Here is a 26,541-nt window from a genome sequence, read left to right as displayed (position 1 = left end):
GTGTTACCCGAGCATCGAAAGGCCAACGGGTGAAACGGATTTCGATTGGACGCTACGTAAAGCGAGGGTGGATGGCGCTCGTCGCGGTCGTCGTCGTGACGATCACAGGATTCGCCATCTACCGACTGCACGGCATCTTCGGCTCGCACGCCAACACCTCGGCCAACAGCGGCCTGGCCAACCAGATCGTCCCCTTCAACCCCAAGAGCGTGGTCCTCGAAGTCTTCGGCGCCCCCGGCGCGACCGCGACCATCAACTACCTTGACGTCAACGCCCAGCCGCAGCAGGTGAAGAACGCCCCCCTGCCCTGGTCGTACACGATCACCACCACCGAGCCCGCCGTCGTCGGCAATGTCGTGGCGCAGGGCGATGGCGACACGCTGGGTTGCCGCATCACCGTCAACGGCCAGGTCAAGGACGAACGCACCGTCAACAAGGTCGACGCGTACACCTACTGCCTGGACAAGTCGGGATGACCGACGACGACCAGCCGCGGCCCCGCGTGCCGCGCACCATCCGCCTGCTGGCCCTGCCCATCCTGCTGTTCTGGATCGCGCTGGCCGCCGTCACCAACAGCCTCGTGCCGCAGCTGGAGAAGGTCGGCGAGACCCACAACGTCGCGCTGAACTCGCCCGACGCGCCGTCGCTGAAGGCGATCAAGCGCATCGGCCAGAAATTCCAGGAGTTCGACACCGACAGCCAGGCCATGATCGTGCTGGAGGGCGACAAGCCCCTGGGCGCCGACGCCCACCGCTTCTACGACGAGATGGTCCGCAAGCTCGAACAGGACACGAAGCACGTCGAGCACGTCCAGGACTTCTGGGGCGACACCCTCACCGCGGCCGGGTCGCAGAGCAGCGACGGCAAGGCCGCCTACGTCCAGGTGTTCCTGAAAGGCAACCAGGGGTCGGCGGTGGCCAACGAATCCGTCGGCGCCGTACGCAAGATCGTCGAGCACACGCAGCCGCCCCCGGGCGTCAAGGCCTACGTCACCGGCGCCGCGCCGCTCATCTCCGACCAGTTCGACGTCGGCAGCAAGGGCACCGCCAAAGTCACCACGATCACCATCGGCGTGATCGCGGTGATGCTGTTCTTCGTCTACCGTTCGGTCTTCACCACGCTGCTCGTGCTCGTGACCGTGCTCATCGAGATGTCCGCTGCCCGGGGCATCGTCGCGTTCCTCGGCAACGCCGGGATCATCGGGCTGTCGACCTACGCGACGAATCTGCTGACACTGCTGGTGATCGCCGCCGGCACCGACTACGCGATCTTCTTCGTCGGGCGCTACCAGGAGGCGCGCGGCACCGGCGAGGACCGGGATCGGGCCTACTACACCATGTATCACGGGACGGCGCACATCGTCCTCGGCTCCGGCCTCACGGTCGCCGGCGCGGTGGCCTGCCTGAGCTTCACCCGCCTCCCCTACTTCCAGAGTCTGGGCATTCCGGCCGCCATCGGGATCGTCGTGGCGCTGGTCGCCTCGCTGACGCTGGGCCCCGCCATCCTCACCCTCGGCTCCCGGTTCCACGTCTTCGACCCCAAGCGCGCGATGAGGACGCGAGGGTGGCGGCGAATCGGCACGGCCATCGTCCGCTGGCCCGGCGCGGTGCTCGCGGCGGCGTCGGCGCTGGCGCTCGTGGGCCTGGTCGCGCTTCCGGGCTACAAGACAAGCTATGACACCCGCCCCTACATGCCGGCCGACGCGCCCGCCAACGTCGGCTACACGGCCGCCGAGCGGCACTTCTCGCGGGCCCGCCTCGAACCCGAATTGCTCATGGTCGAGACGGATCACGACCTGCGCAACCCGGCCGACATGCTGATCCTGGACCGGGTGGCCAAGGCGGTCTTCCACGTGCCCGGCGTCGCCCAGGTGCAGACCATCACCCGGCCCCTGGGCACCCCGCTCGACCACAGCTCGCTCGCGTTCGTCATCAGCAACCAAAGCGCCGCCCAGCAGGAGAACCTGACCTACCAGCGGGATCGGGCCGACGACCTGCTCAAGCAGGCCGGCGAACTGTCGAAGACCATCGACATCCTCAAGCAGCAGTACGCGCTGCAGCAGCAGCTCGCCGCCGCCACCCACAGCGAAACGCAGAGCTTTCACGACACCGTCGACACGATCAGGGACCTGCGCGACAAGATCGCGAATTTCGACGACTTCTTCCGGCCGATTCGCTCGTACTTCTACTGGGAACGGCATTGCTTCGACATCCCCGCCTGCTGGGCGATCCGGTCGGTCCTGGACGCCCTCGACGGCATCGACCAGCTCACCGAGAAGTTCGAAAACCTCACGGCCACACTGGACAAGCTCGATGCGCTGCAGCCGAAGCTGGTCGCGCTGATTCCGCCCCAGATCGACAGCCAGGAGACCAACCGCGCGCTGACGCTGGCGAGCCAGGCCACCCAGTCCGGCATCTACGCGCAGACCCAGGCCGCGATCGACAACGCGACGGCGCTGGGTCGGGCCTTCGACGCCGCGAAGAACGACGACAGCTTCTACCTGCCGCCCGAGGTGTTCAACAACCCGGACTTCAAGCGCGGCCTGAAGCTGTTCCTGTCCCCCGATGGCAAGGCGGCCCGCATGATCGTCACCCATGAGGGGGATCCGGCGACGCCGCAAGGCATCTCACACATCGGCCCGATCCTCAACGCCGCGCACGAGGCGCTGAAGGGCACGCCGGATGCCGACGCACAGCTCTACATCGGTGGCACCGCGGCGACGTACAAGGACATTCAGGACGGCGCCTTCTACGACCTGATCATCGTGGGACTGGCCGCCCTCACCCTCATCCTGCTGATCATGATGATCATCACGAGAAGCCTGATCGCCGCTCTCGTCATCGTCGGCACGGTGGCGCTGTCGCTCGGCGCCTCCTTCGGGCTGTCGGTCCTGGTGTGGCAGTACATGTTCGGCATCCAGCTGTACTGGGTCGTGCTGGCGCTGGCCGTCATCCTGCTGTTGGCGGTCGGCTCCGATTACAACCTGCTGTTGATCTCCCGGTTCAAGGAGGAGATCCATGCCGGGCTCAAGACCGGCATCATCCGCGCGATGGCCGGTTCGGGCTCGGTCGTGACCTCCGCGGGCCTGGTCTTCGCGGTCACCATGTGCGCGTTCGTGTTCAGCGGTTTCCAGGTCCTCGGTCAGATCGGGACCACCATCGGGCTCGGGCTGCTGTTCGACACGCTGATCGTGCGGTCGTTCATGACGCCTTCCGTCGCAACGCTTCTCGGGCGCTGGTTCTGGTGGCCGCAACGGGTGCGGCCCCGGCCGGCGAGCACCATGCTGCAGCCCTACGGATCCCGCGCGTCCGTCCGTCAGCTGTTGCTGTGGGAGGACGACGACCCGGCCGTGCTGCCGGCCAAGTCTCGCTAGCTATCCGTACAACTCGACGAACTGCTCCAGCGACTTCTGCACGTCGCCCTTGACGGCCCGCGCCGCCGCCGAGCCGACCGGGCCGAACAGCGGCCGCCCGCCCAACTCCAGGCGCAGCCCGAGCGTGGACCCCGCATCGGTGGGCCGCACGGTGAGCGTGACCGCGTACTTGGCGCCGCCCTTGCCGGATCCCGACAGCGCGACCCGGTGCGGCGGGTCCCACGTCGTCACGGTCCACGTCACCCGGTTGCGGAAACCCTTCGCCCGCGCGACGCCGACGACCTGCGCACCCTCGGAAAGCTCGTCGGGCAGCTCGCTGCGCCAGCCCTCGTGCATGACGAGCCAGTCCCCTAGGTCCGACAGGTCCGACACCCGGGCCCACATGTCCTGGGGCGTCATGGGCACATCGGCGGTCATGTCCACAGCAGCCATTGCCCGAGCCTAACGAAGGGCGACGCGGCGCGACAAGCGCCCCGACACCGGCGCGAATCAGCCCTTGCCAGTGGGGAATTCGCTCGTCGTCCGGCGACCCTTCGTCAGCGGTCCGGTCCGCCGCGCAGCCGCTGCCCGATCCGCAGCACGGGGAGCAGCAGTGTCCTGGGCGCGTACCGGCCGCCCGCGCTGACGGCCTTGGGCACCACGCCCGGCACCACACTGCGCCGGCCGGCCAGCATCCCTCCGATCGCCGCCTGGGCGACGTCGCGCGGCGACACCTGGGCCGCCGGGATGCTGAAGCGCTCGGCGTTGGCGATTTCGGCCCACTCGGTCGGCACGGGACCCGGGCACAGTGCGGTCACCGACACCCCCGTGCCGTGCAGCTCCTCGTGCACGGCCTCCGAAAAGGTCTGCACGAAGGCCTTGCTCCCCGAGTAGACCGCCATGTACGGGATCGGCTGGAAGCCCGCGATCGAGGCGATGTTCATCACCGCGCCGGCGCCGCGCTCGACCATGCCGGGCAGGGCGGCGTGCGTGAGCTCCATCAGCGCCAAGGCGTTGAGGGTCACCTGCTCACTCTCGCGTTCGATCGGCAGCTCGTAGAAGACCCCGCTGGTGCCGAAGCCGGCGCTGTTGCACAGGCCGGCGATCGGCTCGCTGCGCAGCCGGGCCGCGAGCTTCCCACGGGCGTCCGCATCGCCGAGGTCGAGCGGCATCACCTCGACCGCGACCGAATTCTCCTGTCCCACTTCGTTGGCCAGCTCGTCGAGGCGGTCGCGCCGCCGCGCCACCAGGAGCAGCGGGTAGCCGCGGCGCGCCAGGCCGCGCGCCAGTTCGGCGCCGATCCCGGACGACGCCCCGGTGATGACCACCGTCGTGTCGGTGTCGGGTTTGGGGAGGCTCATCGCGTCACCAGTGAATCCCGCGGGTGGCGCGCACGAAGATTTCGCTCCGCTTGTCGAATTGCGTTTCCTCGGTTGACGTTTCGCCGCCCTTGGCCGCGGCGGAATCGTCGAACATCGTGTAGGCGCGGTTGCGGACGCGGTCGATCACCGCCGGGTTGACGGCGTCGGCGACGGCGGCCAGTTGTCCGAAGGGCGAGCTGACCCGGCGGGGCCGGTGCACGATGGCGTCGGAGATGACGCCCGCGGCCTGGTCCGGCGTCAGCGCCGGGAACTTGTCGTACATGGTGGTAGGGCTGATCATCGGGGTGCGGACCAGTGCCATGTGCACGGTGGTGAATCGAACGTTGTCCTCGACGGTCTCGGCCTGCAGCGAGTCGCAGAGGCTGTCCAGCGCCGCCTTGCTGGCGATGTAGGCGCCGAAGCGGGGAGCGCGTGTCTGTACGCCGACCGACGAGACGTTGATGATCTGGCCGCTTTGGCGCTCCCGCATTCCGGGGATGAATTTCAGGATGAGTTGGACGGCGCCGAGGTAGTTCAGTTGCATGGTGCGCTGATAGTCGTGGATCCGGTCGTACGACAGCGCCAGCGAGCGGCGGATCGAGCGGCCCGCGTTGTTGACGAGGATGTCGACCCCGCCCAGGTCGTCGAGCACCTGGTCGGCCATGGCGGCGATGGCGTCCATGTCGGCCAGGTCGCACGGGTAGACGTGCGCGGTCCCGCCGTTGCCCCGGATCTCGTCGGCGACCTTTTCCAGGTTCTCCCGGGTGCGGGCGACCAGCACCACAGCTCCCCCGGCCTCCGCGATCTTCTTCGCCGCCGCCTCGCCGATCCCCGACGAGCCCCCGGTGATCAGGACCGTCTTGCCCCGCACGGCGTCCTCGAGGGTGCGGCCCTGCACCGCGTCGAGCAGGTTCCGCAGGTAGAAGGGCCGGTAGCGGCCGGACGAGTTGGGGGTGTTGATCAGGTGGGACACCGCCGCCAGCGGCCGCTCCACCAGCGTGTTCGACACCGCCGCGAGCGGTTTCTCCACGAGATTCGTCAAGTCGCCCAGATTCATCGGTTTTCGCTCCTGAGGTCGGCCCCCCGACCGCGAGCGGCCCGGCCGTGCGCCGGAACCGCCTTGCGGGGCAGTGTTGGTGTTGTGACGTCGGTCATAAACCAAACCTAGGACATCGCCCGCCCACCGGATGCAGATTGCCGCCACGTCGCACGGGACGCCGCCTCACGGGGCCGCCCGGGCGAGCGTCACCCGACGGCAATCCCGTTGTTACTCAGGGTCATCCGCGCGTGATCGCGCACTAACTGAGGGGCAACGCCGGAATGTTCCAATCGGGGTTATGAAAATTCTGGCGCACTTCCGCAAGTCCCGGCCGCAGTCCGTCTACGACCGGATCGGAGGGCACGAAGCCATCGAGGTCGTGGTCGAGGACTTCTACGCCCGGGTGCTCGCCGACGACCGACTTTCTGGCTTCTTCACCGGCACCAACATGAATCGCCTCAAGGGCAAGCAGGTCGAGTTCTTCGCGGCCGCCCTCGGCGGACCCGAGCCCTACACGGGCGCGCCGATGAAGCAGGTCCACCAGGGGCGCGGCATCACCATGCTCCACTTCAACCTGGTCGCCGGGCACCTGGCCGACGCCCTGACCGCGGCCGGGGTGCCGTCGGCGACCGTCACCGAGATACTCGGCGCCATCGCGCCGCTGGCCCCCGAGATCGCGACGAGCGACCGCGCGAAGGTCTGATCCGGACCGCCATCGCGCGGCGGGGCACAATGCTCGGGTGGCTCACACCTTCGACGACCTCGTGGCGGAAGCCGAGTCGGCGCCGGTCGACGGCTGGGACTTCTCCTGGCTGGACGGCCGCGCGACCGAGGAGCGCCCGACCTGGGGTTATCAGCGCCTGATGAGCGAGCGGCTCGCCAATGTCTCGTCCGCGCTCGACATCGACACCGGCGGCGGCGAGGTGCTCGCGGGCGCCGCGACGTTCCCGCCCGCGATGGCGGCGACGGAGTCGTGGCCACCGAACGCCGCGTTGGCCACCCAGCGCCTGCACCCGCGCGGCGTGGTCGTCGTTACCACCACCGACGAGCCGCGATTGCCGTTCGCTGATCGGGCTTTCGACCTGGTGACCAGCCGCCATCCCATCGACGTGCGATGGGCCGAGATCGCCCGGGTGTTGCGGCCGGGCGGCGCTTACCTCGCCCAGCAGATCGGCCCGGCGACCATGTCCGAGCTCGTCGAGCAGTTCGTCGGGCCGCAACCGCAGAAGTGGGCGGAGCTCCATCCCGACGCCCAGCGCGCCGAGGCGCGGGCCGCCGGCCTGGACGTGGTCGACATGCGCATGGAACGGATGCGCGTGGAGTTCTTCGACATCGGCGCCGTCATCTACTTCCTGCGCAAGGTGGTGTGGACGGTGCCCGACTTCACGGTGCAGCGCTATCACGGGCAACTCCGGGCCCTTCATGACCGCATCGAGGCCGAGGGGCGGTTCACCGCCCAGTCCTGCCGGGTGCTCGTCGAGGCCCGCAAGCCCGGCTGAGTCACCCCTCGTCGCGCAGGACGTCCAGCGCGTGCTGCAGGTCGGCCGGATAGGAACTGACGAACTCGACCCGCCTGCCGTCGTGCGGATGGGCGAACGCCAGCGAACGCGCGTGCAACCACTGGCGTTCCAGCCCAAGCCTTTTCGCAAGCTTGGGGTCGGCCCCGTAGACGAGGTCGCCGCAGCAGGGGTGGTGCAACGCGGAGAAGTGCACGCGGATCTGGTGCGTGCGGCCGGTTTCCAGATGGACGTCGAGCAGGCTGGCGGCCACGAAGGCCTCGATCGTGTCGTAATGGGTGAGGCTGTGGCGGCCGCCCGTTGTGACGGCGAACTTCCACTCGCCGCCGCGGTGCCGGCCGATCGGCGCGTCGATCGTCCCGCTCGACGGGTCCGGATGCCCTTGCACCAGCGCGTGATACCGCTTCTCCACCGTCCGGGACTTGAACGCCCGCTTGAGGACGGTGTAGGCGCGCTCGGACAGCGCCACGACCATGACGCCGGAGGTGCCGACGTCGAGGCGGTGCACGATGCCCTGCCGCTCCGGCACGCCCGAGGTGGTGATCCGGTACCCGGCGGCCGCGAGACCCCCGAGCACCGTCGGCCCCGTCCAGCCGACCGACGCGTGCGCGGCCACGGCCGCAGGCTTGTCGACCACGACGATGTCGTCGTCGGAATAGAGGATCGCCATGCCCTCGATGTCGACGGGCGTGTTCTGCGGCGCCGCCGGCGCCTCGGGCAGCCGCACCTGCAGCCAGGCCCCGCCGGTCAGGCGGTCGGACTTGCCGGCCTGCACACCGTCGAGCTCGACCCCGCCGTCTTCGGCGATGGCCGCCGCGGCGCTGCGCGACAGCCCGAGCAGGCGCGCCAGTCCCGCGTCGACGCGCATGCCCGCCAGGCCTTCCGGGACGGGCATCGAGCGGTCGGTCACCGCTGGTCGGCCTTAGGGCGACCGGGCGAGTCCTCGCCCGCCCGGCGCCGACCAACGGTGTCGAAGTCGTAGCCGAAGATCGACAGCACGACCAGCAAAATGGCGCCGCCGACCACCGACGGGTCGGCGACGTTGAACACCGGCCACCAGCCGACGGAAAGGAAGTCGACGACGTGGCCGCGCAGCGGACCGGGTGCCCGGAAGAAGCGGTCGACCAGGTTGCCCATCGCGCCGCCCAGGATCATGCCCAGGCCCACCGCCCACCACGTCGATACCAGCCGCCGGCCCATCCAGAAGATGCCGACCACCACGCACGTCGCGATCAGCGTCAGCACCCAGGTGTAACCGGTCGCCATCGAGAAGGCCGCACCGGAGTTGCGCACCAGCGTCCAGGTCACCGTGTCACCGATGATGGACACCGGCTGGCCGGGCGGGAGCAGCTTGACGGCGAGCACCTTCGTGACGACGTCGAGCGTAAGGACCACGGCCGCCACCGCCACCAGCAGCCGCAGCCGCCTCGGCGGCCGGGGCGCAGCGGAATCGTCCTCAGCCTGGTCTGCTGAGGTCACCGGCTCTGTCGATCCAGTTGATTCCTCGGGCACTCTCTCATCATCCCTTAGGCGGCCGCGGGCCGGCATCATCCCCTGGGCGGCCGGTGTTCGCCGTCGGCGTGCGCGATCATTCCACTATGCCGTCCCATCAGCCGTCCGCCAGGTCCCGCCTGACCGTGATCGCCACCGGAGGCACGATCTCGACCAGCACCGGCGCCGACGGGGTGCGCCGGCCGAGCCGCAGCGGGTCGGACCTCACGGCGGGCCTCGACGTGGACGTCGTCGACCTGCTGTCGGTGGACAGCTCCGAGCTGACGCTGCCCGACTGGGACCGGATCGGCGCGGCGGTGCGGGACGCGGTCGACGGCGGCGCCGACGGCGTCGTCGTCACCCACGGCACCGACACCCTCGAGGAGACCGCCCTCTGGCTCGAGCTGACGTACGGCGGCCCGGCGCCGGTGATCCTGACCGGCGCGATGCGCAGCGCCGACGCCCCCGGCGCCGACGGGCCGGCCAACCTGCGCGACGCGCTGGCGCTGGCCGCCGACCCCGCGGCGCGCGGGCTCGGGGTGGCGGTGTGCTTCGCGGGCCGAGTGCTGCAGCCGCTGGGCATGTACAAGGTGGCGACGCCCGACCTCAGCGGCTTCACCGGACAGCTGCTCGGCTCGGTGAACGGCGGGGTGACGCTGACAAAGGCCAAGACGCGCCCACATCTCGGTGAGCTGAGCGCCGCCGCGGCGCCGCGGGTCGACATCGTCGCCGCGTACCTGGGCAGCGACGGCGTGGCGCTCGACGCCTGCGTGGCCGCCGGCGCGCGGGCCGTGGTGCTCGAAGCGCTGGGTTCGGGCAACGCCGGGGCCGCCGTCGTCGACGCGGTGCGCCGGCATTGCCGAGACGGCGTGGTCGTCGCGGTGTCCACCCGCGTCCCGGGCGGGCGGGTCGGGGCCGCCTACGGGCCGGGGCACGCCATGGCCGCCGCGGGGGCGGTCATGGTGCCGAGCCTCCGGCCGCCGCAGGCGCGGGTGCTGCTCATGGCGGCGTTGGCCGCCGGGCTACCCCCCGCCGACGTCTTCGCCCGGTGGGGCTGACTCCGCGTCAACCTGCAGCGCGCCAACGTATTCCGGCCAATCCAGCGAATCGACCGGGTTGGCCCTCACGAGTTCGGCGGTGCCGGCCGGGAAGGTGCGAGCCTGCCCGGCGCCGGTGCCGCGCGTCTCGAACCGCACGGTGACAACGCCATGACCCGCGCCCTGTACCCAGCCGTGGCCGAGGTCGCGGTGCGCCACGTCGTCCCCCACCTGCCAGCCGGCGTCGCTGTCCGCCGCAGGCAGCGCCTCGAGGGTGTGATGGTCCTCCTCCGACTCCAGCGCCGAGAACTCCAGGTCGGGGAACAGCGACTCCTGCCGGACGTCGCTCAGTCCCGAAAAGCCAACGCCAACAAGGCGAATCGGCCCGATCTCGCGCGGATCGAGCAGCAGCCGGCGGGCCACCGCCACGAGCGCGCCGGGTTCGGTCGTCGCGTAGGGCAGGGTCGCCGACCGGGTCAGCGTGCTCATGTCGGACTTCTTCAGCTTCACCGTGACGGTGCGCGCGCCACGGCCGTCGCGCAGCAGGCGCTGGTGCGCGTGTTCGGCGATCGGGCCGATCGCCTCGTGCAACTGCTGCAGGCTGGTCAGATCGACGGCGAACGTCGACTCGGAGCTGATCTGCTTGGCCTCGGCGCGCTCGGCCACCGGGCGGTCGTCGATGCCGCGCGCCAGCCGGTGCAGCGCCGGCCCGATCGTCGCGCCCAGGATGTTGGCCGCCTCGGCGTCGGTCAGCGCGGCCAGCTGGCCGATGGTCTCGATACCGAGCCGATTCAGCTTCTCCTCGGCGACCGGGCCTATCCCCCACAGCCGGCGCACGGGCAACCCGCCCAGGAGGGCTCGTTCGTCGGCGCGCCGCACGACCCGGATGCCGTCGGGCTTGGCCAGCCCGGAGGCGATCTTGGCGACCTGTTTGCCCGAGCCCGCCCCGACGGACGCGGTCAGCCCGGTTTCCTCCCTGACCCGTCGCCGCAGTTCCTCGCAGAACACCTCGACGTCCGCGGCCGACGCCCCGGCGAGTTGCGGAGGTTCGCCGAAGCCCTCGTCGAACGACAGTTGCTCGACGACGGGCACGATGCCGCGGATGGTGTCGAAGACGCGCCGGCTGGCCACCCCGTACACCACGCCGCGCGGAGGCAGCACCACCGCCGTCACCCCGATCAGGCGGCGGGCCTGGTGCATCGGCATGGCTGACCGGGCGCCGAAGACGCGGGCCTCGTAGCTCGCCCCCGCCACCACCCCGCGCCCGCCCAGGCCACCGACCAGCACCGGCCGCCCCCGCAGCGTCGGCCGGGTCAGTTGTTCGACGGAGGCGAAGAACGCGTCCATGTCCAGGTGCAAAACCCAGCGCGCCTCCACAGCAGCAAATGCTATTCGTGGTGTATGGCGATGAACCTCTGTCACAGGTGGTGTTGCAATTCCGACCGGTGGGCCCGAGAGGTCGAGGACCACCTGCTGCCGTGGGTGCTCGCCGATGTGGATCTCGGCGACAACACCCTGGAGATCGGGCCGGGCTACGGCGCCTTCCTGAGGGTCCTCGTCGACAAGACGCCCCGGCTCACCGCCGTCGAGATCGACCCCGAGATGGCGCGGCGGCTCCAGGACCTGTACGGCAGCCGGGCGCGGATCATCAACGGCGACGGCACCGATACGGGCCTGCCGGGCGGCGAGTTCAGCTCGGTGGTGTCCTTCACGATGCTGCACCACGTACCGACGGCCCAGCTGCAGGACCGGTTGTTCGCCGAGGCGCTGCGGGTGCTTCGCCCCGGGGGCATCTTCGCCGGGAGCGACGGGGTGCCGTCGCTGAAGTTCCAGGTGCTGCATTTCCGGGACACGTGCAATCCGATTCCCCCGGCGACCATGCCGGATCGCCTGCGCGCCGCGGGGTTTCGCGACATCGACGTCGAAGTACGCGCCGGCCGACAACGTTGGCGCGCGGTGAAGGCGGCATGATGCACAGCGACGCCCCCGGCACGCGTCTGGCCCGGCTTCGCCGCCAGTGGGACGAGCGGCTGGCCCCCGGTGAACAGGCCACCGTGCTGGCGTGGGCGTCCTTCACGCTCACGTTCGCCGGCCTGCGCGGGCTCACGCATTGGATCCGGGCCGGCCACGGACCGTCGGGCGGTGGGGTCTCCGTGGGCGGCAGGCACTTTCATCACTACAACCTCGGCATCGGGATGTTGGCGACGGTGGCCGGGGTGGGCCTGAGGGGCACGGAACGGCAGCGCCGGCACCCCGCCGCGGCGGTCGCGTACGGCGCGGCGAACGCGATGATCGTCGACGAACTCGCGCTGCTGCTCGACCTCAAGGACGTCTACTGGGCGCAGGACGGGCGCGAGAGCGTCGACGTCGCGGTCGGCCTGATCGCCACCGGGGCGACCGTGGTGGCCGGGATGCCGTTCTGGCCGCACGCGCGTCACGCGCTGCGGTCGCGAACCTCCTGACGGCACGACGGTGAGGCCGGACATTCGTCCGGCCTCACCTTGGCGACTCGCGTCAGTGGTGCTGAATCGGCTGTTGCTGAACCGGCAGGGGGTGCACCGGCTGTTGCTGAACGGGCAACGGGTGGACCGGCAGCGGGTGCACCGGCTGCTGCTGCACCGGCAGCTGGCAGGCAAGGCACTGGATCGGCGGGTGGCCGCCACCTTGCTGCGGCGGGTTGCCACCACCCTGCTGCGGCGGGTTACCACCACCCTGCTGCGGCGGGTTACCACCACCCTGCTGCGGCGGGTTGCCACCACCCTGCTGCGGCGGGTTGCCGCCACCCTGCTGCGGCGGGTTGCCGCCACCCTGCTGTGGGGCCGAGGGCACGGGAACCGGGATGGGCACCGGGACCACGACGGGAACGTCGACGGTCACCGATGTTCCGGGGGGCGGGGTGCCCGGGTCGGCGGCCGGCGGCTGGGCCGGCGCGGCCGGCGGAGGCGCCGCCACGGGAGCTTGCGGCGCCGGGATGCTCACGAGGGGTTCTTGGCCCGGTCCGGTCACGCCCGGCGCGGCCTGCCCGGCGTCCGCCGGAGCGGCGACCGATGGGGCCGGCGGCGCGGCGGGCGACGGCGGAGCTGCGCTGGGAGCCTGTGGCGCCACCGAGCCGACGCTGGCGTTCGGCACAACGACGGCCGGCTTCTGTTCCTTGGAGTCGGTGGCCCCGAGAAGTATCGCGCCCAGCCCGGCCACCGCGCCGAGGGAGGCGACGACGGCCCCGGCCACGATGGCGTTCCGTGCCCTCGAGCGCGGTCGCGCGATGACGGTAGTGGCCGGCCCGTCGTCGGCGGCTGCCGCCTTGGCCAGGGAGCCGTCTTCGATCGAGGGGTCGCCCAGCGGGCTCGACGCCCACGCCTCGGCGACGGTGAGGTCCTCGTAGGGGACTGCGGCGAAGGTGGCCGACTGGAAGTCTTCGATGGTGCTCATGGTGGGGTCCTTAACTGTGGTCGCGGCCCCCGTTGGGCCGTCGTCACAGGTATGAGCGGCCACCCCCGATCACTCGGACACTTTTTTCGAAAATTTTCGGCGGCGTCCCGGCGGCACGGCGACCGTCGGCTCGCGGCGCTTCCCACCCCGGAGGATCACGCCTTCCCGATGCTCACCCGCACACCGTCGCCGATCTCGGCACCGTCCGTCCCGGGGTCACCGAACTCGAAGCTCGTCGCGAGGGTCTCCCCGGCGATCAGGTCCCGGTGCGTGCGCGCCCAGTCGGCCCGCTCGGCGGGCACGGCCATCACCAACCGGATGCGGTCGGAGACGTCCAGGCCGGTCGACTTTCGCAGCTCCTGCAGTTCGCGGATGCGGTCCTTGGCCCAGCCCTCGGCCTCGAGTTCCGGGGTGACGGTGCCGTCGAGCACCACCAGTCCGGCGCCGTCGGCCAGCGCCGCGGTGTACTCGGGGTCGGCGGCGACCAGCCGCGAGCTGTACTCCTCGGGCAGCAGGACCGCCGGGCCGGCCGTCAGGGTGCCGTCGGGATTGACGCGGCCCTCCCCCGCCTTGACCGCCCTGATGGCCGCCTGCACATCCTTGCCCAGCCGCGGCCCGGCCACGCGCGCGTTGACGGTCAGCTCGAACCGCCCGTAGGTGTCGATCGCGTCGGTCAGCTCCACCGACTTGACGTTGAGCTCGTCGGCGATCAGATCCGCAAACGGCTCCAGGCGCCCGGGATTGTCCACGGCCACGGTGAGTTTCGGCAGCGGCAGCCGCACGCGCAGCTTCTTGGCCTTGCGCAGCGACGACGCGGCCGAGCACACCTCGCGGACCTGGTCCATCGCGGCGACCAGGTCGGGATCCGCCGGTACGACGCCGTCCTCGGGCCAGTCGGTGAGATGCACCGAGCGCCCGCCGGTCAGCCCGCGCCAGATGATCTCGGTGACCGACGGAAGCAGCGGGGCAGCCAGCCGAGCCGTCACCTCCAGCACGGTGTGGAGCGTGTCGATGGCGTCGACGTCCTCGGTCCAGAAGCGCGAACGTGACCTTCGCACATACCAATTCGTCAATGCCTCGGTGAATTGTCGCAGCTGCTCGCAGGCCCGCGAGATGTCGCACGCCTCCATTTCCGCAGTGAGGTCGTCGCGCAGCACGGCCAGCTTGGCCAGGATGTAGCGGTCGAGCACGTGTGCCGAGTCGGTGCGCCAGGCGCCGGCCTTCGGCGCGTAGAGGGCCAGGAAGCTGTAGGCGTTCCACAGCGGCAGCTGGACCTGGCGCACGCCCTCGCGGATGCCCTGCTCGGTGACGATCAGATTGCCGCCCCGCAGGATCGGCGACGCCATCAGGAACCAGCGCATCGCGTCCGAGCCGTCGCGGTCGAACACCTCGGACACGTCCGGGTAGTTGCGCAGCGACTTGCTCATCTTCTGCCCGTCGGAGCCCAGCACGATCCCGTGCGCGACACAGGTTTTGAACGACGGGCGATCGAACAGCGCGGTGGCCAGCACGTGCAGAGTGTAGAACCAGCCGCGGGTCTGCCCGATGTACTCGACGATGAAGTCCCCGGGGTAGTGGCCGTCGAACCAGTCGCGGTTCTCGAACGGGTAGTGCACCTGCGCGTAGGGCATCGAGCCGGAGTCGAACCACACGTCGAGGACGTCTGGGATGCGCCGCATCGTGCTGCGGCCGGTCGGGTCGTCGGGGTTCGGCCGGGTGAGTTCGTCGATGTAGGGCCGGTGCAGGTTGGTGGGCCGCACACCGAAATCCCGCTCGAGTTCGTCGAGACTGCCGTACACGTCGATGCGCGGGTAGGCCGGGTCGTCGGACTTCCACACCGGAATCGGTGTGCCCCAGTAGCGGTTTCGCGAGATCGACCAGTCGCGAGCGCCCTGCAGCCACTTGCCGAACTGACCGTCCTTCACGTGGTCGGGATGCCAGGTGATCTGCTGGTTCAATTCGACCATGCGGTCGCGGAACTGGGTGACGGCGACGAACCAGGACGAGACGGCGCGGTAGATCAACGGATTCCGGCACCGCCAGCAGTGCGGGTACGGGTGCTCGTAGGTTTCGTGGCGGACGAGCACCGCGCCGTTGGCCGCCGCGGCACCGGTCCCGTCCTTCAAATCGCGGATGATCCGCGCATTGGCCGAAAAGACATGCTCCCCCTGGTAGTCCGGGACGGTGGCGCCGAACCTGCCCCTGGAGTCGACGGGCGTCACCGGCACGATGCCCACCGTGTCGGTGGTGGCCATGTCGTCCTCGCCGTAGGCCGGCGCCATGTGCACGATGCCGGTGCCGTCCTCGGTGGTCACGAAGTCACCGGGCAGCACCTGAAAGGCGTTGGCGGTATCCATGAAATACGGGAACGGCGGCAGGTACCGCATGCCCAGCAGGTCCGCGCCCCGATAACTGCCCAAAACCTCGGGCTCTTCCCCGAATTCGCGCGCGTAGGCGGCCAGCCGCGGCTGCGCCAGCACGAAACGACGGTCGCCGGCCCGGATCTGGACGTAGGTCACGTCCGGGTTGACCGCGACGGCCAGGTTCGACGGCAGGGTCCACGGCGTCGTCGTCCACACCAGGAGGTGGGCGCCGTCGAGCTCGCCGCCGACCACCCTGAACCCGACGGTGATCGCCGGGTCCTGCCGGCTCTGGTACACGTCGTCGTCCATCCGCAACTCGTGGTTGGACAACGGGGTCTCGTCGCGCCAGCAGTAGGGCAGCACGCGGTAGCCCTCGTAGGCCAGTCCCTTGTCCCAGAGCTGCTTGAACGCCCAGATCACCGACTCCATGTAGGGCAGGTCGAGCGTCTTGTAGTCGTTGTCGAAGTCCACCCAGCGCGCCTGGCGGGTGACGTACGCCCGCCATTCGTCGGTGTAGCGCAGCACCGACTCCCTGCACGCGTCGTTGAACGCGGCGATCCCCATGTCGTCGATCTGGGACTTGTCGGTGATGCCGAGCTGGCGCTCGACCTCGAGCTCGGCGGGCAGCCCGTGGGTGTCCCACCCGAAACGGCGGTCGACCTTGTAGCCGCGCATGGTCCGGTACCGCGGGACGATGTCCTTGACATAGCCGGTGAGCAGGTGCCCGTAGTGCGGCAGGCCGTTGGCGAACGGCGGCCCGTCGTAGAAGACGTATTCCGGTGCGCCGTCGCGGCGGGCGATGCTCGCCCGGAAGGTGTCGTCGCGCGCCCAGTAGTCGAGCACCTCGAGCTCGAGCGCCGGGAAGTCCGGCGCGCCGCCGGCCGGCTTCGGATAGACCCGGACGGAGTCGGCGTCGTCGGTCACAGCGTTTCCGGTATCGAAGTGCGTCATTCTCCCTGCGCCCCAACATCACTGGACGACGGGGACGACGACACGCAGGTTGCGCGGGCGCCGCGGTACCACCCCGCTTGCCGCGCTTGCGCACGGCCGCTCGATGACGGCTGTGACGGGCCTACCCGTTCGGTTCTACTGGGCCCTGCCGGCCGTTCTTCCGAAGGCTCCCCGGTGATGGCCGGATCGACGCCGCTGAGTCGATTCTACGGATCGGCGCAAATCCACGGGCCGGGCACTCCGAGGGGCCGCCTGACCTCAGGCGGTGCCTGAAGCCGGGTAGCCCCTCGGAGGCGCGATTGCACGCCGCCCACCGGGACTAGACCTGGACTTCGAGCACACCGACCCGCCACAGAGCCGCGTACAGGTGGCGCAGCGGGATGCTCAACAGGCGGGCCGCACCGTCCACCAGGGGGTCGCCGCCGCCGACGGGCGTGCGGGTGACCTTCTTGGGCCTGCGGGCGGGGTTCGTGTCGGGGATCGTGTCGACGTCGCGCACCACCGTCAGCACGGGGGCGGGAGCTACGGTTACCACTTCGTCGTGGAGAACTGCGGTGTCATACAGAACTGCGGTCATGATCGTCTCCTGGTCGGATCGCCATCTGGGACTGACTGGACTGACGCGTCCCGCCCCGTGCTGGTTCCGATCTGGAAAACGTTTGGCCCGTGAGGAAATTGACTACTCAGCCGCAAACGTCGTGCCGAAGATCGGATCGGGACGAGACGCAGTTCGGACTTCGGTCCGGACTGTCGCTGGAGCTCATGGGTCCCTCACCTCCTCATGGTCACGACGCGTGCGTCGGCCGCACACGGTGTACGCGCAGCAAGGAGAGCAGAAACCGACGACGTCGGTGATCGGCACCCCTCTCGTCAGAGCTTTGGCACCACACGACGTGTCCGAAAATCCGGAAGCCACCTGGGCTCAACCCTTAAGCCGGGAGGAGCTGTCCTGACCCGGGGCGTCTTTCGACGTTCGGGGTCAGTGGCCTGTATTCGTGTAGACGCCTCACCTAACGAGGTGCATACCGGACCGATAATGCACGACGGGTCTGACCGGGTCAACTTCCCTCGCCGGCGTTCCCGAATCTTTACGCGTCGTTCACCTCGACGCGCCAGCCAGCCCCGACTTTGCCGCTGACCAGCGCAAACGACCCGCGCCGCGCGTCACCTCTCGACCAGGCCCTCGAGTCTCGAGATGGTGTCGATGAACTCCTCGAACATGTCGAGCACCACCGCACGGGTCGGCCGGACCCTGTCCAGCGAGCCGACCACCTGCCCGACGAAGTAGGTCGCCAGGTCGCGGGCCTTGGCGCCGGGATGACCGGCGGCCTGGTTGATGCGGACCTGAGGCTCGGTGACCAGCGCGCTTTGCAGCGGCATGCCCAGCGGGTCGGGACTGTCGGGCCGCTCCCACTCCTCGGTCCAGGCCGTCCGCAGCATGCGCGCCGGCTTGCCCGTCATCGAGCGCGACCGCACCGTGTCCGACGAGCTCGCGGCCAGGAACTTCTCCTTGACCACCGGCGCGGTCTCGGCCTCCTCCGTGGTCAGCCACACCGACCCGCACCAGACGCCCTCCGCGCCCAGGGCGAGGGCTGCGGCGACCTGGCGACCCCGACCGATCCCGCCCGCGGCCAGCACGGGGACCGGCGCGATCGCATCCACCACCTCCGGGACCAGGACCATGGTCGACACCTCCCCGGTGTGGCCGCCGGCCTCGGTGCCCTGCGCGACCACCAGGTCGACCCCGGCCGCCGCATGCCGCTGGGCGTGTCGCGTGGTGCCGGCAAGCGCGGCCACCAGGACGTCCTGGTTGTGGGCCCGCTCCACCAGGTCCGCGGGCGGCGGCCCGAGGGCGCTGGCGATGAGCCGGATGTCATGGGCGAACGCGACGTCGAGCAGCGGCTCGTACCCCTTGGGCGAGATGTTGAGGCCGCCGGCCGACGCCCGCGTTTCATCCGCCGGCGCAGCGATGCCGTACCGGGTCAGCAGATCGTCGACGAAGGCGCGGTGCTCCTCTGGCAGCAGGGCGCGGGCCTGCTTGGTGTCGATGCCGCCCTCCTCAGCGCCAACGTATTTCGGCGGCAACAGCAGGTCCACCCCGTAGGGCTTCCCACCCGTCTGCTCGTCGATCCACGACAGCTCGCTCTCGAGCCGCTTCGGGCTGTGGGCAACGGCGCCGAGGACGCCGAACCCGCCCGCGTTGGTCACCGCGGCGACCACGTCGCGGCAGTGACTGAAAGCACATATCGGAAATTCCACGCCGAGCATCTCGGCGACTCGGGTGCGCATCCGGGTGACGCTAGGAATTACCGACCGACAAGTCAATCAGCCGCACGGCGCCGCGCCGAACGTGAAGCCACGGCGAGAAATCGCAGCGGATCCCGCCCTGGCTACACGCTCGGCGGAGGAGGCGCGGTCGGCTGGGGCGACCGGCCGTCCGGCGGCCAGCCGGACACGCCATCTTCCAGCGGGACGCCCAGGCTCTGCAAGATGGACGCGACCATGCGCCAGGCGCCGATGGCGGCCACGAGCTCCAGGAGAACCGTTGCGCCACCGCTCAATTCGCGCTCACAGTCGGCCCAGGTCCGCTCGCTGATGGCGCCTTCGCGCATGACGTCGTCGGTGGCCGCCAGCACCGCGCGCTCGACGGCGCCGAACCCGCCATAGGACCGCCAGTCGCGCACCGCGAGGAGGTCGTCGGGCGTCACACCCAGCCGGGAGGCGACTCGCCAGTGCTGTGTCCACTCGTATTCGCATCCGGTCAGCCAGCCGATCCGCATGATCACCAGCTCCCGCAGCCGCGGGTCCAGGTCACCGTGCCAGAGCATGGTGGCGAGCAGGTCGTTGATGGCGCGCGCCAGCGGCGGGTGGTGCAACAAGACCTGGAAGATGCTCAGCTCCGCCATGTAGTCGGGCACGGCCGCTTCGTCCGCGGCGGCCTTGGCCTCGGCGAGCGGCAGCAGGGGTATCCGTGGGGTCGTCATGACCTGAGCATTCCGTGTCCCGGTCGCCAGGGCCATGGGCTGCGGGCGAACGGTCTTGACTTGCAATCTTCGAGATTTCTCGATTCGCCCACGCGGAATCGCAACACGCTCTAACATGGCCTGACTGGGGACTTCCGATGCGACGTTTCGACGCGTCTAATTGGCGCCGCCCTGCCTTTCTAAGGTGGGGCTGAATTCGCATGCAGGCGCATACAAGCTCACGGTATTGAAACTGCGTGTTCCGCTGGCCACCAGCCCGTTACACGCTCTTCACACGGGTGGCGCGCGCGGCGTCCCGACCCCCGAACGGACGCGCAGCACGCCGTCGTGACGAGTCGGGCCGCGATCGGGCCCGGTCCCGCCGAACGCGCGGGCGCCCTTGGCGCACAAGCCTTCTAGCTGCGGATATAACGGGAATGTAACGTGCAACACACCGGATCCGATGATGGCTCAAACATCGTTTGACCAGCCTTGGAGGATCGACGCCTTGTTAAATTTTTGTACGTACGCCCGATTTTTCCACGCGTGTGAAGCGAAGCCGCTACGCTGCTGATCGCGCCAGCTTCTTCGGGCCGGGTTTACATGGGGGGTCGGTGGGTTTTTCGCGCGTTGTCACCGGACTTCGCCGGTGTGACAAAAAAACTCAGCGATATTTCTCGAAGCCCTGATAAGAGCTCGCAGCAGTGATAGGAACTTGTGGATGGGCAAGGAGAGGTGAAGGAAGTGGACAGGGCAGGCGTTACTCCGGTAGCTGTCATCGGGATGGCTTGCCGGCTGCCGGGGGGCATCAACTCCCCTGACCTCTTGTGGGAAGCGTTGCTCCGTGGGGAAGACCTTGTCAAGGAAATTCCCGCGGACCGCTGGGACATGGACTACTACTACGACCCGGAACCCGGTGTTCCCGGCCGCTCAGTGTGCAAGTGGGGTTCGTTCCTCGACGAGGTCGGCGACTTCGACCCCGAGTTCTTCGGCATCACCGAAAAAGAAGCGACCGCGATGGACCCCCAGCACCGGTTGCTGATGGAAACCGCTTGGGAGGCCATGGAGCACGCCGGCCTCACCAAGGACACCATCGCCAAGCAGACGGGCGTCTTCGTCGGGTTGATGCACGACGACTACAAATTCCTGCACGCCACGACCGACGCCTTCGACGGACCATACGGAAATCCCGGCACCATCTCCTGCATGGCGTCCGGACGAGTCTCCTACGCCCTGGGCTTGCACGGCCCGGCGTCGACGGTGGACACCGCCTGCTCCTCGGGCCTGTTCGCGATCCACCAGGCCTGCCGCAGCCTGCACGACGGCGAGAGCACGATGGCGTTCGCGGGCGGCGTCAACGTGATGTTGGAGCCTCGCAGGTCTGCTTCCGCGTCGGCCGGCGGCATGCTGTCCGGGACCGGGCACTGCCACGCTTTCGACGTCAAGGCCGACGGTTTCGTGTCGGGCGAGGGTTGCGTGGTGCTGCTGCTCAAGCGCCTGACGGACGCGCAGCGCGACGGTGACCGCATCCTCGGCGTCATCCGCTCGACGGCGGCGAACCAGGACGGCCACACCGCGAACATCGCGATGCCGTCGGGCGAGGCGCAGGCCGCGGTGTACCGCGCCGCGCTGGCCGCCGCGGGCGTCGAGGCCGGCAGCGTCGGCATGGTGGAGGCGCACGGCACCGGCACACCTGTCGGAGACCCGATCGAATTCTCAAGCCTCGCAGCGGTATACGGCGTCGAGAACCCTTGCGTGCTCGGAGCTTCGAAGACCAATTTCGGCCACACCCAGGCCGCGGCTGGTGCGCTCGGCATGATGAAGGCCGTCCTTGCCGTCCAGCACGGTGTCGTTCCGAAGAACCTGCACTTCGAGGCGCTGCCCGAAGAGATGGCGCGGATCGACACGAACCTCTTTGTGCCGCAGGAAAACACGTTGTGGCCACTCGAGGGGGGCGAACCGCGCCGCGCGGCGGTTTCGGCGTACGGCCTCTCCGGAACGAACGTGCATGCCATCGTCGAGCAGGCTCCCGCGCCTTTGTCGCGCAACGGCGTGGCGGTCCGGCGGGGCGATGACGGCGCGATGCTGTTCCCGATCTCCTCCTCCTCGGCGGAGGGGCTGCGCGAGACGGCCGAACGACTGGCCGACTGGGTCGAGGCGCATGCGTCGGAATTGGCCACTCCCGACTTGGCATACACGCTCGCCCGCAAGCGCGGGCACCGGTCGGTCCGGACCGCCGTGCTGGCCCGCGACAACGCCGAGTTGGTGCAAGCCCTGCGGGAGGCGGCCGACGGAGACGCGCTCTACCAGGACGTCGTGGGCCAGGAGGAGCGCGGACCGGTCTGGGTGTTCTCGGGGCAGGGATCGCAGTGGGCCGCCATGGGCGCGGACCTGCTGGCCAAAGAGCCCACGTTCGCCGCGACCATCGCCACAATCGAGCCGCTGATCGCCGCGGAATCCGGGTTCTCGGTGACCGAGGCGCTCTCGGCGCCCGAGAAGGTGACCGGCATCGACCGCGTCCAGCCAACCGTCTTCGCCATGCAGGTCGCACTTGCGGCCGCGATGAAGTCGCTCGGGGTGCGTCCGGGGGCGGTCATCGGCCACTCGATGGGTGAGTCCGCCGCGGCCGTCGTCGCGGGCGCCCTGTCCCTCGAGGACGGCGTGCGGGTGATCTGCCGCCGGTCGCGACTGATGACCAAGATCGCCGGATCCGGCGCGATGGCCTCCGTGGAACTGCCCGCGCAGCAAGTGCTTTCGGAACTGATGGCACGCGGCGTCGACGACGCCGTGGTGGCGGTGGTGGCGTCTCCGCAGTCCACTGTGATCGGCGGCGCGACCGAGACCGTTCGCGAGCTGGTCGAGGCGTGGGAGCAGCGCGACATCATGGCCCGGGAGGTGGCGGTCGACGTGGCGTCGCACTCGCCGCAGGTCGACCCGATCCTCGACGAGCTGTACGACGTGCTGGCCGAGATCGAGCCGCTGAGCCCCGAGATCCCCTACTACTCGGCGACGTCGTTCGACCCTCGCGAGGAGCCGTACTGCGACGCCAACTACTGGGTCGACAACCTGCGCCACACGGTCCGGTTCTCGGCGGCGGTGCAAGCGGCGCTCGAAGACGGCTACCGCGTGTTCGGCGAACTGGCGCCGCACCCACTGCTCACCCACGCCGTCGACCAGACAGCCCGCAGCTTGGACATGACGGTCGCCGCACTGGCGGCCATGCGGCGCGAGCAGCCCCTGCCTCACGGCATGCGCGGCTTCGTGGGCGACCTGTATGCAACCGGCGCCGCGATCGACTTCTCCGCGCTCTACCCGTACGGACACCTGGTCGACGCTCCCCTGCCGGCATGGACGCACCGCACGCTGCTGCTGAGCCGCGACGGGCACAGCTCCCGGGCGCTGCGGTCCAGCGTGGCGGTGCACCCGCTGATGGGTCAGCACGTTCGCTTGCCCGAGGAGCCCGAGCGCCACGTCTGGCAGGCCGAGATCGGCACCGCGACCTTGCCGTGGCTGGCCGACCACCAGGTGCATGGCATGGCCACCCTGCCCGGCGCGGCCTACTGCGAGATGGCGCTGGCCGCGGCCCGCACCGTCTTCGGGGAGGCGGCCGGTGTCCGCGACGTCCGCTTCGAGCAGATGCTGCTCCTCGACGAGGAGACGCAGATCAGCCTCACCGCCACCGCGGAAGTGCCGGGCCACCTCACGTTCGCGGTGGACACCAGTGAGGACGGGCTCCAGACACGCCGGGCGTCGGCCGTGCTGGAAGCGCTCGAAGACGCCGCAGAGCCGGCACAGCCGGCCGCCCACGACATCGAGCTGCTGCTGGCCGCGCACCCCAGCCGCCTGGACGGTGACGACCTGCGCGACGCCATGGACTTGTGCGGAATCCAGTACGGCCCGGCTTTCACCGGCCTGGCCGCGGCGCACACCGCCGAGACCGGCACCACGGTGCTGGCCGAGATCGGGCTGCCCAGCGTGATCCGCACGCAGCAAACGAATTTCGGCGTGCACCCCGCCCTGCTGGACGCGTGCTTCCAGTCCGTGGCGGCCCACCCCAGCGTCGCAAACGCCAGCCTGGGCGGTCTGCTGCTGCCGCTGGGCGTGCGGGAGCTGCGGACCTACGCCCCGGTTCACACCGCGCGCTACTGCTACTCGCGGGTGACCGCGGCGACGGGCGGAGCGGTCGAGGCCGACCTCGACATCCTGGACAAGCACGGGACCGTCCTGCTGGCCGTGCGCGGACTGCAGATGGGCACCGGCATCTCGCAGGGCGGTGAGCGGGCTCGCGTCATGAGCGAGCGGTTGCTGACCGTGGAGTGGCAGCAACGCCAATTGCCCGAGGTGGCGACCACCGAACCCGGATCGTGGCTGCTGGTCAGCACTTCCGATGCCGCGGACCTCGTGGCGACGGCCTACACCGACGCGCTGAAGCTGCACGACGCGGAATGCACCACCCTGTCCTGGCCGGACTACGCCGACCACTCGGCGACGGCCGCGCGGCTGCGGGAGCTGATCGCTCGGGGCGGGTTCACCGGCGTGGTGCTGGTGACCGCCGCCAAGAACGGCAACCCTGACGAGGAATCGCCCTCTCGCGCAGGCGATTACGTGCGTCACCTGGTGCGCATCACGCGCGAGCTGCCGGAGATCCAGGGCGAGGCGCCCCGCCTGGTCGTCATCACGCGCAACGCGCAGGCGGTGCTGCCGGAGGACGTGCCCAACCTGGAGCAGGGCGGTCTGCGGGGCCTGCTCCGGGTGATCGGCATGGAACACCCGCACCTGCACACCACTCAGATCGACGTCGACGAGCAGACCGGCGCCGAGCACGTGGTTCGCCAACTCCTGCTGGCCGGCCCGGGCGAGGACGAAACCGCCTGGCGTAACGACGAGTGGTACACGGCGCGCCTGTCCCCCTCCCCCCTTCGCCCCGAGGAGCGGCAGAGCACGATCGCGGCTCACGAGAGCGACGGCGTGCGCATGCAGATCCGCACTCCTGGTGACCTGCAGACGATGGAGTTCGCCGCCTTCGACCGGGTTCCGCCGGGTCCCGGACAGGTCGAGGTCGCCGTGACGGCGTCGAGCATCAACTTCGCCGATGTCCTCAACGCGTTCGGCCGCTACCAGAGCCTCGACGGCATCCTGCCGAAGCTGGGCACGGACTTCGCGGGTGTCGTGACGGCCGTCGGACCCGACGTCACCAACCACAAGGTCGGCGACCACGTCGGCGGCATGTCGCCCCACGGCTGCTGGGCAACCTTCGTCACGTGTGACGCGCGGCTGGCGACGACGCTGCCCGAGGGGTTGACGGACGCCCAGGCCGCGGCCGTGACCACCGCGCACGCCACCGCCTGGTACGGGCTGAACGACCTGGCCCGCATCAAGGCCGGCGACAAGGTGCTGATCCACTCCGGCACCGGCGGCGTGGGGCAGGCGGCGATCGCCATCGCTCGCGCGGCCGGTGCGGAGATCTTCGCCACCGCCGGCAGCGAACAGCGTCGGCAGATGTTGCGGGACATGGGCATCGAGCATGTCTACGACTCGCGCAGCGTGGAGTTCGCCGACCAGATCCGCCACGATACCGACGGCTACGGCGTCGACATCGTCCTCAACTCCGTGACGGGCGCCGCGCAGCTGGCCGGGCTCAAACTGCTTTCGCTGGGTGGGCGTTTCGTCGAGATCGGCAAGCGTGACATCTACGGGGACACCAAGTTGGGCCTCTTCCCCTTCCGTCGCAACCTCGCCTTCTACGGGGTCGACCTCGGGCTGATGTCGGTCACCCACCCGCGGGAGGTCAGTGACATCCTGGGCACGGTCTACCGGTTGACCGCCGAAGGCAAGCTGCCGATGCCGGAGACCACGCACTACCCGTTGGCCGAGGCGGCGACGGCGATTCGCGTGATGAGCGCGGCCGAGCACACCGGCAAGCTCATCCTCGACATCCCGCAGGCCGGGCGAAGCAGTGTTGTGCTGCCGCCCGAGCAGGCTCACGTGTTCCGCCGCGACGGCTCCTACATCATCACGGGTGGTCTGGGCGGCCTGGGCCTGTTCCTCGCCGAGAAGATGGCCGGCGCCGGTGCCGGACGGATCGTGCTCAGCTCCCGCTCCGAGCCGACGCTGAAAGCTTTGGAGACAATCGAACTCGTGCGTTCGATCGGGTCGGACGTGGTGGTCGAGTGCGGCGACATCGCGCAGGCGGACACCGCGGAACGGCTGGTCGCGGCGGCCACCGCCACGGGACTTCCGCTGCGCGGCGTGCTGCATGCCGCCGCGGTGGTCGAGGACGCCACCCTGACCAACATCACCGACGAGTTGGTCGACCGTGACTGGGCGCCAAAGGTTTACGGCGCGTGGAACTTGCACCAGGCGACCGCCAAAGCGGACCTGGACTGGTTCTGCTCCTTCTCCTCAGCGGCCGCCCTCCTGGGCTCGCCCGGACAGGGCGCCTACGCCGCGGCCAACAGCTGGCTGGACGCCTTCACGCGCTGGCGTCGCGCCCAGGGCCTGCCGGCAACGGCGATCGCCTGGGGAGCCTGGGGTGAGATCGGCCGCGGCGCAGGCTTCGCCGAAGGCACCGGCGCTGCAATCACTCCCGACGAAGGCGCCTACGCGTTCGAGGAATTGCTGCGCCACGACCGCGCGTACACGGGTTACACGCCGCTCGTCGGTACGCCGTGGATATCGTCCTTCGCCGACCGCAGCAAGTTCCTGGAGCTGTTCAAGTCGGCGGGCGAAAAGCGCTCGGGTTCCGGCAAGTTGCGCGCCGAGCTGGCCGAACTTCCCCTCGACGAGTGGCCCGGCCGGTTGCGTCGTCTGCTCGCCGAGCAGATCGGCCTCATCCTGCGCCGAAACATCGATCCGGATCAGCGACTTTCCGAGTATGGACTCGATTCGCTTGGTAACCTCGAGCTGAGGACACACATTGAGGCGCAAACGGGGGTGCGCATCACCTCGGCCGACATCACCACGGTGCGGGGGCTCGCAGATCACCTGTTCGACAAGCTGGCTCCGAAAGAGGGCGCAACTGCGTGACTGATCTTCAGA

General features: G+C 69.5%; 19 protein-coding genes and 1 riboswitch. Of the genes, 8 read left to right on the top strand and 11 right to left on the bottom strand.

Annotation, left to right across the window (positions count from 1 at the left end):
- Positions 1–71: 71 nt before the first annotated feature.
- Positions 72–476: an MmpS family transport accessory protein gene (locus GPY60_RS07705; protein WP_156687050.1), complete on the top strand. Its 405-nt coding sequence runs from the start codon at positions 72–74 to the stop codon at positions 474–476.
- On the top strand, positions 473–3,373 hold the full coding sequence (locus GPY60_RS07700; RefSeq protein ID WP_156687049.1) for an MMPL/RND family transporter: 2,901 nt from the start codon (positions 473–475) through the stop codon (positions 3,371–3,373). Before GPY60_RS07705 ends, GPY60_RS07700 begins: the two co-directional genes overlap by 4 nt.
- Here the strand turns inward: GPY60_RS07700 and GPY60_RS07695 are convergent, their stop codons facing one another.
- The 3 genes from GPY60_RS07695 to GPY60_RS07685 form a co-directional block, all read right to left on the bottom strand.
- Entirely contained in the window at positions 3,374–3,805 is a 432-nt protein-coding gene (locus GPY60_RS07695) for a type II toxin-antitoxin system Rv0910 family toxin (protein WP_156687048.1), read from the bottom strand.
- Between the two features lie 104 nt (positions 3,806–3,909).
- Positions 3,910–4,713 (bottom strand): SDR family NAD(P)-dependent oxidoreductase, encoded by an 804-nt coding sequence (locus GPY60_RS07690; RefSeq protein WP_156687047.1) that lies wholly within the window; start codon positions 4,711–4,713, stop codon positions 3,910–3,912.
- A 4-nt stretch (positions 4,714–4,717) separates the two neighbouring features.
- Positions 4,718–5,770, bottom strand: a complete 1,053-nt coding sequence (locus GPY60_RS07685) for an SDR family NAD(P)-dependent oxidoreductase (RefSeq protein WP_156687046.1) — start codon at positions 5,768–5,770, stop codon at positions 4,718–4,720.
- Positions 5,771–6,050: 280 nt separating this feature from the next.
- On the opposite strand from GPY60_RS07685, the gene GPY60_RS07680 reads away from it, so the two are divergent.
- Both GPY60_RS07680 and GPY60_RS07675 read left to right on the top strand, forming a co-directional pair.
- Positions 6,051–6,455, top strand: coding sequence for a group I truncated hemoglobin (locus GPY60_RS07680; protein WP_156687045.1), 405 nt, complete (start codon positions 6,051–6,053; stop codon positions 6,453–6,455).
- A gap of 37 nt (positions 6,456–6,492) precedes the next feature.
- Entirely contained in the window at positions 6,493–7,251 is a 759-nt protein-coding gene (locus GPY60_RS07675; protein ID WP_156687044.1) for a class I SAM-dependent methyltransferase, read from the top strand.
- A 1-nt stretch (position 7,252) separates the two neighbouring features.
- On the opposite strand, the gene GPY60_RS07670 is transcribed toward GPY60_RS07675, so the two are convergent.
- Together GPY60_RS07670 and lspA are read right to left on the bottom strand one after the other, a co-directional pair.
- Positions 7,253–8,179: an RluA family pseudouridine synthase gene (locus GPY60_RS07670; protein ID WP_156687043.1), complete on the bottom strand. Its 927-nt coding sequence runs from the start codon at positions 8,177–8,179 to the stop codon at positions 7,253–7,255.
- Entirely contained in the window at positions 8,176–8,781 is a 606-nt protein-coding gene (lspA, locus tag GPY60_RS07665; RefSeq protein ID WP_156687042.1) for a signal peptidase II, read from the bottom strand. The genes GPY60_RS07670 and lspA overlap by 4 nt, the downstream gene beginning before the upstream one ends.
- Positions 8,782–8,867: 86 nt before the next feature.
- Here lspA and GPY60_RS07660 point away from each other — a divergent pair, with 86 nt between their 5' ends.
- Positions 8,868–9,818 carry an asparaginase gene (locus GPY60_RS07660; RefSeq protein WP_156687041.1) on the top strand — a complete coding sequence of 317 codons (951 nt, stop codon included), beginning with the start codon at positions 8,868–8,870 and terminating at the stop codon, positions 9,816–9,818.
- Here the strand turns inward: GPY60_RS07660 and GPY60_RS07655 are convergent.
- Positions 9,783–11,174, bottom strand: coding sequence for a DNA polymerase IV (locus GPY60_RS07655; protein ID WP_156687040.1), 1,392 nt, complete (start codon positions 11,172–11,174; stop codon positions 9,783–9,785). The genes GPY60_RS07660 and GPY60_RS07655 overlap by 36 nt on opposite strands.
- Positions 11,175–11,198: 24 nt before the next feature.
- Here GPY60_RS07655 and GPY60_RS07650 point away from each other — a divergent pair, with 24 nt between their 5' ends.
- Together GPY60_RS07650 and GPY60_RS07645 are read left to right on the top strand one after the other, a co-directional pair.
- Entirely contained in the window at positions 11,199–11,768 is a 570-nt protein-coding gene (locus tag GPY60_RS07650) for a class I SAM-dependent methyltransferase (RefSeq protein ID WP_156687039.1), read from the top strand.
- Positions 11,765–12,259, top strand: coding sequence for a hypothetical protein (locus tag GPY60_RS07645; protein WP_197283587.1), 495 nt, complete (start codon positions 11,765–11,767; stop codon positions 12,257–12,259). Before GPY60_RS07650 ends, GPY60_RS07645 begins: the two co-directional genes overlap by 4 nt.
- 52 nt (positions 12,260–12,311) lie before the next feature.
- Here GPY60_RS07645 and GPY60_RS07640 read toward each other — a convergent pair whose 3' ends face one another.
- From GPY60_RS07640 to GPY60_RS07620, 5 genes are all read right to left on the bottom strand, one after another.
- The gene (locus GPY60_RS07640; RefSeq protein ID WP_156687037.1) at positions 12,312–13,226 is read right to left on the bottom strand and encodes a hypothetical protein; all 915 of its coding nucleotides are present in this window, start codon (positions 13,224–13,226) and stop codon (positions 12,312–12,314) included.
- 155 nt (positions 13,227–13,381) lie between these two features.
- Positions 13,382–16,540, bottom strand: a complete 3,159-nt coding sequence (gene ileS, locus GPY60_RS07635; RefSeq protein ID WP_370462666.1) for an isoleucine--tRNA ligase — start codon at positions 16,538–16,540, stop codon at positions 13,382–13,384.
- A 319-nt stretch (positions 16,541–16,859) separates the two neighbouring features.
- The gene (locus GPY60_RS07630) at positions 16,860–17,117 is read right to left on the bottom strand and encodes an Rv1535 family protein (protein WP_156687036.1); all 258 of its coding nucleotides are present in this window, start codon (positions 17,115–17,117) and stop codon (positions 16,860–16,862) included.
- A 278-nt stretch (positions 17,118–17,395) separates the two neighbouring features.
- Positions 17,396–17,565, bottom strand: a riboswitch (M-box (ykoK) riboswitch).
- 139 nt (positions 17,566–17,704) lie between these two features.
- Entirely contained in the window at positions 17,705–18,829 is a 1,125-nt protein-coding gene (locus GPY60_RS07625) for an NAD(P)H-dependent flavin oxidoreductase (protein ID WP_156687035.1), read from the bottom strand.
- Positions 18,830–18,930: 101 nt separating this feature from the next.
- The gene (locus GPY60_RS07620; RefSeq protein WP_156687034.1) at positions 18,931–19,524 is read right to left on the bottom strand and encodes a carboxymuconolactone decarboxylase family protein; all 594 of its coding nucleotides are present in this window, start codon (positions 19,522–19,524) and stop codon (positions 18,931–18,933) included.
- A gap of 762 nt (positions 19,525–20,286) precedes the next feature.
- Between GPY60_RS07620 and pks2 the strand changes: the two genes are divergently transcribed.
- Positions 20,287–26,529 carry a sulfolipid-1 biosynthesis phthioceranic/hydroxyphthioceranic acid synthase gene (pks2, locus tag GPY60_RS07615; RefSeq protein WP_231639449.1) on the top strand — a complete coding sequence of 2,081 codons (6,243 nt, stop codon included), beginning with the start codon at positions 20,287–20,289 and terminating at the stop codon, positions 26,527–26,529.
- Positions 26,530–26,541 lie beyond the last annotated feature (12 nt).

This window comes from Mycobacterium sp. Marseille-P9652 (assembly GCF_902652685.1).
Taxonomy (GTDB): Bacteria; Actinomycetota; Actinomycetes; order Mycobacteriales; family Mycobacteriaceae; genus Mycobacterium.
The sequence above is the reverse complement of the archived record's forward strand: the minus strand, read 5'-3'. Positions and strand labels throughout refer to the sequence as shown.

What these genes read in the sequence shown, in the direction of transcription:
- GPY60_RS07680 (WP_156687045.1), top strand. Translation starts at nt 6,051, where the DNA reads ATGAAAATTCTGGCGCACTTCCGCAAGTCCCGGCCGCAGTCCGTCTAC.
- GPY60_RS07620 (WP_156687034.1), bottom strand. Translation starts at nt 19,524, where the DNA reads ATGACGACCCCACGGATACCCCTGCTGCCGCTCGCCGAGGCCAAGGCC.
- GPY60_RS07660 (WP_156687041.1), top strand. Translation starts at nt 8,868, where the DNA reads ATGCCGTCCCATCAGCCGTCCGCCAGGTCCCGCCTGACCGTGATCGCC.
- GPY60_RS07685 (WP_156687046.1), bottom strand. Translation starts at nt 5,770, where the DNA reads ATGAATCTGGGCGACTTGACGAATCTCGTGGAGAAACCGCTCGCGGCG.
- GPY60_RS07650 (WP_156687039.1), top strand. Translation starts at nt 11,199, where the DNA reads ATGGCGATGAACCTCTGTCACAGGTGGTGTTGCAATTCCGACCGGTGG.
- GPY60_RS07700 (WP_156687049.1), top strand. Translation starts at nt 473, where the DNA reads ATGACCGACGACGACCAGCCGCGGCCCCGCGTGCCGCGCACCATCCGC.
- GPY60_RS07645 (WP_197283587.1), top strand. Translation starts at nt 11,765, where the DNA reads ATGATGCACAGCGACGCCCCCGGCACGCGTCTGGCCCGGCTTCGCCGC.
- GPY60_RS07625 (WP_156687035.1), bottom strand. Translation starts at nt 18,829, where the DNA reads ATGCGCACCCGAGTCGCCGAGATGCTCGGCGTGGAATTTCCGATATGT.
- ileS (WP_370462666.1), bottom strand. Translation starts at nt 16,540, where the DNA reads ATGACGCACTTCGATACCGGAAACGCTGTGACCGACGACGCCGACTCC.
- GPY60_RS07695 (WP_156687048.1), bottom strand. Translation starts at nt 3,805, where the DNA reads ATGGCTGCTGTGGACATGACCGCCGATGTGCCCATGACGCCCCAGGAC.
- GPY60_RS07640 (WP_156687037.1), bottom strand. Translation starts at nt 13,226, where the DNA reads ATGAGCACCATCGAAGACTTCCAGTCGGCCACCTTCGCCGCAGTCCCC.
- GPY60_RS07690 (WP_156687047.1), bottom strand. Translation starts at nt 4,713, where the DNA reads ATGAGCCTCCCCAAACCCGACACCGACACGACGGTGGTCATCACCGGG.
- GPY60_RS07705 (WP_156687050.1), top strand. Translation starts at nt 72, where the DNA reads ATGGCGCTCGTCGCGGTCGTCGTCGTGACGATCACAGGATTCGCCATC.
- pks2 (WP_231639449.1), top strand. Translation starts at nt 20,287, where the DNA reads ATGGCTTGCCGGCTGCCGGGGGGCATCAACTCCCCTGACCTCTTGTGG.
- GPY60_RS07630 (WP_156687036.1), bottom strand. Translation starts at nt 17,117, where the DNA reads ATGACCGCAGTTCTGTATGACACCGCAGTTCTCCACGACGAAGTGGTA.